Genomic DNA, 12,579 nt, shown 5'->3' on the forward strand with positions numbered 1-12,579 from the left:
AGGGATTACGGCGGGTCGAATATGGATAAGTTTACGCGTCATCTGATGTGGTGGGGGACGGGCATTCTGGTTGTTATTGCCGCGATAGCATGGTGGATGTTACGTCCTGCGGGGATACCGGAAGGGTTCGCGGCCAGTAACGGCAGGATTGAAGCCACGGAAGTGGATATCGCTACCAAAATTGCCGGGCGTATCGATACGATCCTCGTGTCGGAAGGGCAGTTTGTTCGCCAGGGCGAGGTGCTGGCGAAAATGGATACCCGCGTGTTGCAGGAGCAGCGGCTGGAAGCTATTGCGCAAATCAAAGAGGCCGAAAGCGCGGTGGCGGCGGCGCGTGCGTTGCTGGAACAGCGGCAAAGCGAAATGCGTGCCGCGCAGTCGGTGGTGAAACAGCGTGAGGCGGAACTGCAATCGGTTTCTAAACGTCATGTTCGGTCCCGTTCGCTATCCCAACGTGGAGCTGTGTCTGAGCAACAGCTGGATGATGATCGGGCTGCGGCAGAAAGCGCGCGCGCCGCGCTGGAATCAGCAAAAGCACAGGTATCAGCGGCGAAAGCGGCAATTGAGGCTGCCCGCACCAGCATCATTCAGGCGCAAACCCGCGTTGAGGCTGCGCAGGCAACCGAACGACGCATTGCGGCAGATATCGATGACAGCGAACTCAAAGCCCCGCGCGATGGTCGCGTGCAGTACCGCGTGGCCGAACCGGGCGAAGTGCTTGCCGCCGGTGGGCGGGTGCTGAATATGGTCGATCTCAGCGATGTCTACATGACGTTCTTTTTACCCACGGAGCAGGCGGGGTTGTTAAAGATTGGCGGTGAAGCGCGTCTGGTACTGGATGCCGCACCCGATCTGCGTATCCCGGCGACCATCAGCTTTGTTGCCAGTGTGGCGCAATTTACGCCGAAAACGGTAGAAACCAGCGATGAACGGCTGAAACTGATGTTCCGCGTGAAAGCCCGTATTCCCCCTGCGTTGCTCCAGCAGCATCTCGAATACGTCAAAACCGGTCTACCGGGTATGGCCTGGGTGCGTCTGGATGAGAACCAATCCTGGCCGGATGACCTGGCGGTGAGGTTGCCGCAATGACACACCTGGCGCTGGTTCCCGTTCCTCCCGTGGCGCACCTTGACGGCGTGAGTCAGCATTACGGGAAAACGGTAGCGCTGAACACTATCACGCTGGATATCCCTGCCCGCTGCATGGTGGGGTTGATTGGCCCGGACGGCGTCGGCAAGTCGAGCCTGCTGTCGCTTATCTCCGGTGCGCGGGTGATTGGGCACGGAAACGTGATGGTGCTGGGCGGCGATATGCGCGATCCGAAGCACCGTCGCGATGTCTGCCCGCGCATTGCCTGGATGCCGCAGGGGTTGGGGAAAAACCTGTATCACACGCTGTCGGTATACGAAAACGTTGATTTCTTCGCCCGACTGTTTGGACATGACAAAGCCGAGCGCGAGGCGCGTATTACCGAGTTGTTGAACAGCACGGGACTGGCACCGTTTCGCGATCGTCCTGCCGGGAAGCTCTCCGGCGGGATGAAACAAAAGCTGGGGCTGTGCTGTGCGCTAATCCACGACCCGGAGCTATTGATTCTTGATGAGCCTACCACCGGGGTTGATCCGCTCTCCCGCGCGCAGTTCTGGGAGCTGATTAACAATATCCGGCAGCGTCAGACCAATATGAGCGTGCTGGTCGCCACCGCGTACATGGAAGAGGCAGAACGCTTTGACTGGCTGGTGGCGATGAACGCCGGAGAAGTGTTAGCCACCGGGAGTGCGCAGCAACTGCGCGAACAAACGGGCACACACACGCTGGAGCAGGCGTTTATTGCCCTGTTACCCGAAGCTCAGCGTCAGGCGCACAAGCCGGTCGTTATCCCGCCCTATCACGCTGAGCAGGAAGAGGTAGCCATTGAGGCGAAAGATCTGACCATGCGCTTCGGCAAGTTCGTTGCCGTTGACCACGTTAACTTCCGCATCCCCCGCGGGGAGATCTTCGGCTTTCTTGGCTCCAACGGTTGTGGTAAATCCACCACCATGAAGATGCTCACCGGACTGCTGCCTGCAAGCGAAGGTGAGGCATGGCTATTTGGGCAAGCGGTTGACCCAAAGAACATCGAGACCCGCCGCCGGGTGGGTTATATGTCGCAGGCATTCTCGCTCTACAGCGAGCTGACGGTGCGACAAAACCTCGAACTCCACGCGCGTTTGTTTCATATTCCCGAGGCGGAAATCCCCGGTCGCGTAAAAGAGATGAGCGAGCGCTTTATGCTGACTGATGTCGAGGACATGCTGCCTGGCGCATTACCGCTAGGGATCCGTCAGCGACTGTCGTTGGCGGTGGCGGTGATCCATCGCCCGGAAATGTTAATACTTGATGAGCCGACTTCCGGCGTCGATCCGGTGGCGAGGGACATGTTCTGGCAGCTGATGGTTGACCTGTCGCGTCAGGATAAAGTGACTATTTTTATCTCCACCCACTTTATGAACGAAGCAGAGCGCTGCGACCGGATGTCGCTGATGCACGCCGGAAAAGTGCTCGCCAGCGGTACGCCGCAGGAGCTGGTGAAGCAGCGTGGTGCCGCCAGCCTGGAAGAGGCGTTTATCTCCTGGTTACAGGAAGCAGCGGGTCCGACTTCCGTTGCACCGCTATCCCCCGCGGATGTGCCAACCGAGCACCAACACAATAACCCCCCGCGCCAGGGATTTAGCTTGCGACGCCTGTTCAGCTACAGTCGCCGTGAAGCGCTGGAACTGCGGCGTGACCCGGTACGCTCGACACTGGCGCTAATGGGTACGGTGATCCTGATGCTGATCATGGGCTATGGCATCAGCATGGACGTAGAAAACCTGCGTTTTTCGGTACTCGATCGTGACCAGACTGTCAGCAGCCAGGCGTGGTCGCTGAACCTGGCGGGGTCACGCTATTTTATCGAGCAGCCGCCGCTGACCAGCTATGACGAACTGGATACGAGGATGCGCTCGGGCGAGGTTGCGGTAGCGATAGAAATACCCCCGAATTTCGGCCGTGATATTGCGCGTGGAACGCCGGTAAAGATTGGCGTCTGGATCGATGGCGCGATGCCGAGTCGCGCTGAAACGGTACGAGGTTATGTGCAGGCGATGCATCAAGCCTGGCTGCAGGATGTGATAGCGCGTCAGCCCAATGCCCGTGGGCAGAATGGGCTGATGACCATTGAAACTCGCTATCGTTATAACCCGGATGTGAAGAGCCTGCCAGCGATTGTACCGGCGGTGATTCCGCTGCTGTTGATGATGATCCCGTCAATGCTTAGCGCCCTGAGCGTGGTACGGGAAAAAGAGCTGGGATCGATTATCAACCTGTACGTTACGCCGACCACCCGCAGCGAGTTTTTACTCGGTAAACAGCTGCCTTATATCGTGCTGGGGATGCTGAACTTCCTGCTGCTGTGCGCGCTGTCTGTGTTTGTGTTTGGCGTGCCGCATAAGGGCAGTTTTTTGACCCTGACCCTCGCCGCACTGCTGTACGTCACCATCGCAACCGGCCTTGGGTTGCTGATATCTACGTTTATGAAAAGTCAGATTGCCGCCATTTTTGGTACGGCGATCATTACGTTAATACCGGCGACACAGTTTTCCGGGATGATTGATCCGGTGGCTTCTCTCGAAGGGCCGGGGAGGTGGATCGGTGAAATTTACCCGACCAGCCATTTTCTGACCATTGCGCGCGGCACGTTCTCAAAAGCGCTGGACCTGATGGATCTCTGGCCGCTGTTTATCCCGCTGGCGATCGCCATTCCGGTGGTGATTGGCCTGAGCGTATTGCTACTGAGAAAGCAGGAGGGGTGATGCGCCGATTACGCAATATTTATAACCTTGGTATCAAAGAGTTGCGAAGCCTACTGGGCGATAAAGCGATGCTGACGCTGATCGTCTTCGCTTTCACGGTTTCAGTCTACTCCTCTGCCACCGTGCTGCCGGGTTCGCTGCATCTTGCGCCGATCGCCATTGCTGATATGGACCAGTCGCAGCTGTCGAATCGCATCGTGAACAGTTTCTACCGACCGTGGTTTTTACCGCCGGAAATGATCACTGCCGATGAAATGGATGCCGGTCTGGATGCTGGTCGCTATACCTTTGCTGTCAATATTCCACCTGATTTTCAGCGTGATGTGCTGGCAGGACGACAGCCGGATATCCAGGTCAACGTGGACGCCACGCGGATGAGTCAGGCCTTTACCGGCAACAGCTATATCCAAAATATCATCAGTGGCGAGGTGAACAGCTTTGTGGCGCGTTACCGTGATAACAGCGAGCCGCCGGTGGCGCTGGAAATGCGTATGCGCTTTAACCCGAACCTGGAACCTGCCCGCTTTGGCGCGGTGATGGCGATTATCAACAACATCACCATGCTGGCGATTGTGCTCACCGGGTCGGCGCTGATCCGCGAGCGCGAACACGGGACGATAGAACATCTACTGGTCATGCCGGTGACGCCGTTTGAGATCATGATGGCAAAAATCTGGTCGATGGGGCTGGTGGTGCTGGTCGTTTCCGGTCTGTCGCTGATGCTGATGGTGAAGGGCGTGCTTGGCGTGCCGATTGAAGGCTCAGTCCCGCTGTTTATGCTGGGTGTGGCACTGAGCTTGTTTGCCACCACATCGATCGGTATTTTTATGGGTACGCTGGCGCGTTCCATGCCGCAGTTGGGGCTGCTGATGATCCTGGTGCTGTTGCCGTTGCAGATGCTCTCCGGTGGCTCTACTCCGCGTGAAAGCATGCCGCAGGCGGTGCAGGACATCATGCTAACGATGCCGACCACCCACTTTGTTAGCCTCGCGCAAGCGATACTCTATCGCGGTGCTGGGTTTGGTATCGTCTGGCCGCAGTTCCTGACGCTACTGGCGATCGGCAGCGCGTTCTTTCTGGTTGCCTTACTGCGCTTCAGGAAGACGATTGGCACGATGGCGTAGGTATCCTGCATTGCCTGGCCTACAAACGGGAACGGATGTAGGCTGGATAAGGCGCTGCCGCTATCCGGCAACGTAATGGACGATCACTCTTCTTTCGGCAAGCACTGTAAATGGCCGTGGCGCACGCCGCGCTGGGAGATGACGTCATCGGCAAAATGCTGAACGTCGCCCATGTCCCCTTTCAGCACGGCGATTTCCAGGCAGTCGTCATGGTTGATGTGGACATGCAGCGTGGCGACCGACAAATCGTGGTGGTGATGCTGGGTGGAAACAATACGGCTGGCTAAATCACGTTTCTCATGTTCATAAACATAAGAAAGCACCGCGAAGCCCTGGGTGCCGTGTTCCTGTGTGCTTTCCTGGGACAATGCGCTACGGAGAATGTCACGAATGGCTTCGGAGCGGTTGTTATAGCCGCGACGTTGGCTCAGGCTGTCCAGCGTCTCCAGTAAATCGTCATCGAGAGTAATGGTGACTCGTTGCATCTGATTTTAACCTTACGATATAGCGCGATGGTGCACGGTGAGTGCGAAATTACAGCCTTTGCACGGCATCGGCGGTCAATGTAAACGGCGTTGGCGTACACACGGCCAGGCTCAGGGTATCGAGCTGGCACTGGCTGACAGAGAGTGAGGACGTCAGGGTGGTGCTATCGACGCTGACAATTTGCCAGGCGCTGCCGCCACGCTGTTTAATGATGGCTTCCTTGCGCGTCCAGATGCGCCAGAATGCGGCCAGTTGTTGGTCCGGATGTTCCGCTTCTACCTCAGCATGTTCCCCCTGACTGAATACCGTATTTGCCAGCGTTTGCCAGTTATCACGCGGGCGCACGACTTCGATATCGCAGCCTACTTCCCCTTCATCGCTGAGCAGCAGGGCGATGTCATCGCCGCTGTGGCTGAGATTGAACCACAGTGGCGTATCGGTTGAGAATGCTGGTTTTCCCTGCTCTCCGTAGACAATGTCAGGCAGGGGTGACAGGGCATGGGAAAGCAGCACGCGGCCAGCCAACCAGCGCGCGCGGTGCGCACCTTGCGGAGCCTGCTCATAGAGCGCGCGAGGCAGGATGCCGGAGCTTAAATCAGACACTTTCCCGAGAACAATCCGGTACATATCAGGGCTAACCTTTAGTCATAATGGGGGTTGTGTACCATTCTTCACGTCTCTTTTGCAAGTTTATCCCGGTAATCGACTTTTCGGTCTGCCGGGGCCAAGCAAAATTGCCAGCTTGCTGCCACCTTTGGTGGTTTCCATCCAGATTTTACACACGCTGGTTAGTGGCACGGAAAGCAGCATGCCGACCGGGCCGAGCAGCCATCCCCACACCAGCAAGGAAAGGAAGACGACAAGTGTCGACAATCCTAAACGATGGCCCATCATACGCGGCTCAAGGATATTGCCAATCACCATATGCACCACCAGAAACAGTGCGCCGACCAGCACGCATTCGTAAATCCCATTGAACAGCAGCGCCTGAAGCATGGGGGGGACGGCGGAAATAACGGAACCAATGTTGGGCACATAGTTTAGCAGGAATGCCAGCACGCCCCACATCAGAGCAAACTGAATGCCCATTAGCGCCAACCCCAGCCAGACGATAGCCCCGGTCCATAAGCTGAGCAATGTTTTTAGCGCCAGATAGTGAGATACACCCTTCAATGCGCGATGCAGACCCGCAATATGGATCTGCGGATTATTCAGCGCAAAGCGCAGCTTGTAAGGAACATGGCGCACCTCAAACAGCATAAACACCACCGTCATCACCAGCAGGAAAACGCTGGCCATTGCGCCGGAAAGGCTGGTCATCAGCGTGGTTGTGAAGGTCATCAGCTTGTCGGAGTCGATACGTTGCAGTAAACGTTCTGGCGACATGTGCAGGTTAAGAAAGGGCACCATCTCTTGCACATAGAGGACTTTGCGCGTCAGCTCCTTATTGTACTTTGGCAGCATGTCCATGAATTCGGTGATTGAAGACGCGAGGACGCCCACCAGCGCGGTGAGAACAAACAGCATCACCACCACCACCAGCGTAATGGCAATCGGGCGACGCAGCCCTCGGCGAATAAACCATGTCACCAGCGGGTTTAGTACGATGGCAAAAAAGAGGGCCAGCAGCAGCTGCACAATAATATCGGCGGCCGCGTGAATGCCTGCGAGGATAACCACCAGGGCGGCCAGTTTGAGCAAAATATGCAAACCTGTTTTATCAGGTTGAGCGCTTGTCATGTGTTCTTCCTTTTTACGTTTTGCTCTAAGTGTAGCGGCTGGCTTGCGACCTATATTCCTAATCTGCCTGCTGATTTCTGCCCGACAACATGATAGAAATGAAACACTGTTGTAAAAATGTGGTGACCCTCCATGCCCGAACCCGTCGCTGAACCGGCGCTTAACGGATTACGTCTCAATCTGCGCATTGTCTCGGTGGTGATGTTTAACTTCGCCAGCTACCTGACTATCGGCTTACCGCTCGCGGTGTTGCCTGGCTATGTCCATGATGTCATGGGCTTTAGCGCCTTCTGGGCTGGGCTTGTGATCAGCCTGCAGTATTTCGCCACCTTGTTGAGTCGCCCACATGCGGGGCGATACGCTGACCTGCTGGGGCCGAAAAAGATTGTCGTGTTCGGGCTGTGCGGCTGTTTTTTAAGTGGCCTGGGTTATTTGCTGGCGGGAACAACCAGCGACTGGCCGATGGTGAGCCTGCTGTTGCTGTGCCTCGGGCGCGTGATTCTGGGGATTGGGCAAAGTTTTGCCGGTACCGGTTCAACGCTGTGGGGCGTGGGTGTGGTGGGCTCAATACACATTGGGCGGGTGATTTCATGGAACGGCATCGTTACCTACGGGGCGATGGCAATAGGCGCGCCGCTGGGCGTGCTGTGTTACGCCTGGGGTGGTTTGCAGGGACTGGCGTTGACCATCATGGCGGTGGCTCTGTTAGCAATACTGTTGGCGCTGCCACGTCCGGCGGTGAAGGCCAGCAAGGGTAAACCGATGCCGTTTCGCGCGGTGCTCGGGCGCGTCTGGTTGTACGGCATGGCGCTGGCGTTGGCTTCCGCTGGTTTTGGGGTGATCGCCACCTTTATCACGCTGTTTTATGACGCCAAAGGCTGGGACGGCGCGGCATTCGCACTGACGCTGTTCAGCTGTACGTTTGTCGGGACCCGCCTGTTATTCCCAAACGGTATTAACCGCTTAGGCGGGCTAAATGTGGCGATGATCTGCTTTAGCGTGGAAATTGTAGGGCTACTACTGGTGGGGATGGCGGATATGCCATGGATGGCGAAAGTGGGTGTTCTGCTGGCAGGCGCGGGGTTCTCGTTGGTGTTCCCGGCGCTGGGCGTGGTGGCGGTAAAAGCGGTGCCGCAGCAGAATCAGGGCGCTGCGCTGGCGACCTACACGGTATTTATGGATCTCTCTCTGGGGATAACCGGGCCGCTGGCGGGACTGGTGATGACGTGGGCGGGCGTGCCGGTTATCTATCTTGCGGCAGCCGGGCTTGTGGCGGTGGCGTTATTGCTGACCTGGCGATTAAAAAAACGGCCCCCGGAGGACTCTACGGAGGCCGTGTCATCGTCTTAACAGTTACTGGATAACCAGTGTGTTAATGATGTTTTCTGCAGCCGTCTGCGCTTTCTGCTGATCGTCTGCAGGCAGCGTGATCTGCAGGGTCAGCAGTTGGTTATCCACTTTACCCAGCACCACGGAAGAGTAAGCGGTCTGGCCTTTGGCGGAGATAATGCTGTCTAGCTGCTGCAGGGTATGGCCCTTCAACTCAATTGACTTGTTGGTCACGACCTGCAGCTGCGGATCGCGGCTACGCTGCTGATCTTCCAGTCGTTTTGCCAGCACGGTCAGGTCTTCACTGGTGTCATCACCGACAATCACAATTACTGCTTTCTGGCCGGTTGCGTCAGAATACACGTGCATATTGTTGGCCTGAGTGCCCAGCTTGCCGCTCTGATCGGTCATATCCGCTGGCAGGGAAAAACTGAGCTTGCCGTCCAGCAGGCTGACCGGTTGTCCGGTTGCATTACTTTCTGCGGCAGCACCCTCGGCTGGCGCTTTTGTATCGCTATTATCACAGGCCGCAAGCCCCATAACCAGCAGGCCAATACCGACATATTTAACCAGATTGCGCATTGACTTCTTCCTTTCGATAAACGGCCATAACGGCTCATTCGTCCATCTTATCACAACTCGGAAAATGAACCTTTAACTCGTCTGCAATGCAGCGATTTCGGATTTATCTGCCAGCCTTTTCAGTAACATATTCAGTAACACACCGTACATCGGCAGGAAGAAAATAATACTGATCAGCACCTTGAAACAGTAATCGACCAGCGCGATTTCCATCCAGTGCTCGGCCATAAAGGCATCCGGGCTACGCCAGAAAGCGATAAAGAAGAAGGCCAGCGTATCACTGATGTTGCCAAACAGCGTGGAGGCGGTAGGTGCGAGCCACCAGCGGCGGTTTTGACGCAGGCGGTTAAAGACGTGCACATCCAGAATTTGACCCAGCGCGTAGGCCATAAAGCTGGCGGCGGCGATACGGGCGACAAACAGATTAAAGTGCAGCAGCGCGTCAAATCCTTGCCAGGACCCCATATAAAACAGCGCGGAAACCCCATAGGAGATCAACAGCGCAGGGATCATGACCGCAAAAATGATGCGTCGTGCCAGCGGTGCGCCAAAAATGCGTACGGTCAGGTCGGTAGCGAGGAAAATAAACGGAAAGCTAAAGGCGCCCCATGTGGTATGGAAACCGAAGATGGTGATCGGCAGTTGCACCAGATAGTTGCTGGATGTGATCACCAGCAGATGGAATAGCGATAGCCAGAACAACGCTTTTACGCGCTGAGTTTGTGTAAACGGAGTCATATTGTACCTTTTTAGTCAACAATTGGGGTGAGGGAACCCAATAAAACGGTCGCATGATACTGCTTTAACGAGGCTTTGCAATGGTTGTTTTTCACGCAATCGTTAACCTGATTGGCTTACTGACCAACAGAGCGTAAAATAATGCCGTTTTTTAATGAACGAGACAACGATGAGCGATTTGTTTACCTCTCCCGACCATACCCTTGATGCTCAGGGGCTGCGCTGCCCGGAACCGGTGATGATGGTGCGTAAAACTGTGCGCGGCATGCAGGCCGGTGAAACGCTGCTGATTGTCGCGGACGATCCGGCGACAACCCGCGACATTCCCGGCTTTTGTACGTTTATGGAACATGAGCTGGTGGCAAAAGAGACCGACTCTTTGCCGTACCGCTATTTAGTGCGCAAAGGTCAGTAATCTTGTTTGCCGGATGGCGGCGCAAGCGCCTAATCCGGCCTACGAATGACGAACAGCCGGTAGGCCTGATAAGCAAAGCGCCATCAGGCGAGAAACAGGTACTACCCTTTCCGTAACAACCGCAGCGCGTTGGCAGTCACCAGTACCGTAGCCCCTGTATCAGCCAGCACAGCCAGCCACAATCCAGTTATCCCCAGCAGCGTAGTTATCAGGAAAATTCCCTTCAGGCCCAGCGCAATGGCAATGTTCTGGCGAATATTGGCGTGAGTCGCGCGCGCCAGTTGGATCATTTGCACCAGACCGCGCAGGCGGTTATGGGTCAGGGCGGCATCGGCGGTCTCCAGCGCGACGTCGGTGCCGCTTCCCATCGCAATACCAATTGTGGCCGCTTTCATTGCCGGCGCGTCGTTAATCCCGTCTCCAACCATCGCCAGCGGGGACTGTTGATTCAGGCTGGTCACTACCCGAACTTTATCCTCCGGTAGCAGGCCAGCTTTGAATTCCAGCCCCAACTCACCGGCAATTGCTGCCGCCGCACGTGGGTTATCGCCGGTCAGGATCACGCCTTTTACGCCCAACTGATGAAGCTCGTTGATGGCGGTCAGGGCGTCATCACGCAGCGTATCCTGTAAGGCCAGCACGCCGAGCACCGCATCGTTTTGCAGCACCAGTACCACCGTTTGTCCGGCGTTTTCCAGTTCACTAATCTGCCCGGCAAAAGCTTCGGCAGGCTGTTTGCCCGCTGCGCAAATTAGTATCCGCTCGCCGTTGACCTGAGCTTCAATACCGGAACCCACCAGCGCCCGCTGCGCTTGTGCTGCCGGGATGGTTAATTCGCGGGTCTGCGCTTCATGGACAATCGCCTGAGCCAGCGGGTGCGTGGCACCTTGCTCAACCGCTGCCGCCAGCGCCAGCAGTTCGGACTCGCTGATACCGCTCGCCGGATGAATCGCCGTCACGCGCGGTTTACCCACGGTCAGGGTACCGGTTTTATCGAAAGCTACCTGAGTGACTCTGCCTAATTGCTCCAGCGCGGCTCCGCCTTTAATCAACGCCCCACGCCGTGCCGCTGCCGCCAGCCCGGAGGTGATTGCGGCAGGCGTTGAAATCACCAGCGCACACGGGCAGCCAATCAACAGCAGCGTCAGCCCTTTATAAATCCACTCCTGCCAGGAGGCGGCAAACAGCAGCGGAGGGACGAGAGTGACCAGCAGGGCGATCGCCATGATGGCCGGGGTATAAATGCGGCTGAAGCGGTCAATAAATCGCTCTATCGGGGCCCGACGCTCTTCGGCTTCTTCTATCAGCTTCAGGATGCGGTCAATGGCGCTGGCGCCTGGTTCAGACAGGACTTCCAGCGTGACAAGGCGGTCAACGCTGGTGGCGCCCGCCGGGACTTTATCGCCCGTGGCGCGTTCGACAGGAATGGATTCGCCGGTCAGGGCGCTTTCATCAAAGCTGGCAAAGCCGGAGACCAGTTTGCCATCGGCGGGTAAGCGCCCACCTGCGGCCACTTCGATCACGTCGCCGGGCTGGAGGCTGTTAATGGCCACCTCTTCGCGCTCGCCATTGCGCAGGCGGACTGCGGTTTCGGGTTTTAGCGCCATCAGCGCGCTGACCCCTTTGCGCGCGCGGCTGGCGGCCCATCCTTCCAGGCGTTCGCCAATTAAAAATAGCAGCAGTACCATCGCGGCTTCCGCCGTGGCACCAATAAACAGTGCGCCAATGGCGGCGACGCTCATTAACGTTTCAATGGCAAAGTAGCTGCCGGTTTTCATCAGACGCAGCGCCTGACGGGCAATGGGATACAGCCCGACCAGCGTCGTGGCAATAAACGCCATCTGATCAAAGGGATGATTGAACTGCTCCAGCCCCCAGCTAATCGCCATCATGACGATGAGCGCGATCAGCGGCAGATTTTCTTTAAACCGCGACTCGGGTACGGCTTCCGGTGCTTGCTCATCGCGCAGGGTGTAGCCCGCTTTTTGCACCGCATTTTCTATGTTCTGGCGAATATCGGCCCCGGCATCGACCACCAGTTTTTCGGTAGCGAACAGCACCTGAACCTGGTTGACGCCGCTGACCTGGCGGACCGCATTTTCAACTTTACGCGCGCAGGCGGCGCAATCCATGCCTGAGACTTTCCAGGTATAGCGCGTGCCGTCCACCGTATTGGATACGGGGGTGGGTGAGGGTGCGGCTGTGGAGCAACGGCCATCACTGCAGCAGTCATCAATCTTCTGCGGCGCAGGTGTGAGCTTGAATGAAGAAAATTGTGGGGCTTTTTTGCCATTGGTATCGGGCGTCGACATGGCATCCTCCGGTTGATAAT

Annotated in this window: 11 protein-coding genes; 5 read left to right on the plus strand and 6 right to left on the minus strand. The window is 56.7% G+C overall.

What is annotated here, in order from left to right:
* Positions 1 to 21: 21 nt before the first annotated feature.
* From IMQ48_RS03805 to IMQ48_RS03815, 3 genes are read left to right on the plus strand one after another with little or no spacing between them, the layout of a single operon-like run.
* The gene (locus IMQ48_RS03805; RefSeq protein WP_196207970.1) at positions 22 to 1,089 is read left to right on the plus strand and encodes an HlyD family secretion protein; all 1,068 of its coding nucleotides are present in this window, start codon (positions 22 to 24) and stop codon (positions 1,087 to 1,089) included.
* Positions 1,086 to 3,833: a ribosome-associated ATPase/putative transporter RbbA gene (gene rbbA, locus IMQ48_RS03810; RefSeq protein WP_196207971.1), complete on the plus strand. Its 2,748-nt coding sequence runs from the start codon at positions 1,086 to 1,088 to the stop codon at positions 3,831 to 3,833. The genes IMQ48_RS03805 and rbbA overlap by 4 nt, the downstream gene beginning before the upstream one ends.
* Positions 3,833 to 4,957: an ABC transporter permease gene (locus IMQ48_RS03815; protein ID WP_196207972.1), complete on the plus strand. Its 1,125-nt coding sequence runs from the start codon at positions 3,833 to 3,835 to the stop codon at positions 4,955 to 4,957. The genes rbbA and IMQ48_RS03815 overlap by 1 nt, the downstream gene beginning before the upstream one ends.
* 83 nt (positions 4,958 to 5,040) lie before the next feature.
* Here the strand turns inward: IMQ48_RS03815 and nikR are convergent, their stop codons facing one another.
* The 3 genes from nikR to IMQ48_RS03830 form a co-directional block, all read right to left on the minus strand.
* Positions 5,041 to 5,442, minus strand: coding sequence for a nickel-responsive transcriptional regulator NikR (gene nikR, locus IMQ48_RS03820; protein WP_196207973.1), 402 nt, complete (start codon positions 5,440 to 5,442; stop codon positions 5,041 to 5,043).
* 49 nt (positions 5,443 to 5,491) lie between these two features.
* Entirely contained in the window at positions 5,492 to 6,070 is a 579-nt protein-coding gene (acpT, locus tag IMQ48_RS03825; RefSeq protein WP_196207974.1) for a 4'-phosphopantetheinyl transferase AcpT, read from the minus strand.
* Positions 6,071 to 6,133: 63 nt separating this feature from the next.
* Entirely contained in the window at positions 6,134 to 7,183 is a 1,050-nt protein-coding gene (locus IMQ48_RS03830) for an AI-2E family transporter (RefSeq protein ID WP_196207975.1), read from the minus strand.
* 132 nt (positions 7,184 to 7,315) lie between these two features.
* Between IMQ48_RS03830 and IMQ48_RS03835 the strand changes: the two genes are divergently transcribed.
* On the plus strand, positions 7,316 to 8,533 hold the full coding sequence (locus IMQ48_RS03835) for an MFS transporter (RefSeq protein ID WP_196207976.1): 1,218 nt from the start codon (positions 7,316 to 7,318) through the stop codon (positions 8,531 to 8,533).
* Positions 8,534 to 8,536: 3 nt separating this feature from the next.
* Here IMQ48_RS03835 and IMQ48_RS03840 read toward each other — a convergent pair whose 3' ends face one another.
* Both IMQ48_RS03840 and IMQ48_RS03845 read right to left on the minus strand, forming a co-directional pair.
* Entirely contained in the window at positions 8,537 to 9,094 is a 558-nt protein-coding gene (locus tag IMQ48_RS03840; RefSeq protein WP_196207977.1) for a DcrB family lipoprotein, read from the minus strand.
* Between the two features lie 72 nt (positions 9,095 to 9,166).
* Positions 9,167 to 9,832, minus strand: a complete 666-nt coding sequence (locus tag IMQ48_RS03845) for a 7-cyano-7-deazaguanine/7-aminomethyl-7-deazaguanine transporter (protein ID WP_096759217.1) — start codon at positions 9,830 to 9,832, stop codon at positions 9,167 to 9,169.
* Between the two features lie 169 nt (positions 9,833 to 10,001).
* On the opposite strand from IMQ48_RS03845, the gene tusA reads away from it, so the two are divergent.
* Positions 10,002 to 10,247, plus strand: a complete 246-nt coding sequence (gene tusA / locus IMQ48_RS03850; RefSeq protein ID WP_003827551.1) for a sulfurtransferase TusA — start codon at positions 10,002 to 10,004, stop codon at positions 10,245 to 10,247.
* A gap of 101 nt (positions 10,248 to 10,348) precedes the next feature.
* Here tusA and zntA read toward each other — a convergent pair whose 3' ends face one another.
* Entirely contained in the window at positions 10,349 to 12,559 is a 2,211-nt protein-coding gene (zntA, locus tag IMQ48_RS03855) for a Zn(II)/Cd(II)/Pb(II) translocating P-type ATPase ZntA (protein ID WP_196207978.1), read from the minus strand.
* Positions 12,560 to 12,579 lie beyond the last annotated feature (20 nt).

The organism is Citrobacter sp. Res13-Sevr-PEB04-36 (genome assembly GCF_015672735.1).
Taxonomy (GTDB): domain Bacteria; phylum Pseudomonadota; class Gammaproteobacteria; order Enterobacterales; family Enterobacteriaceae; genus Citrobacter.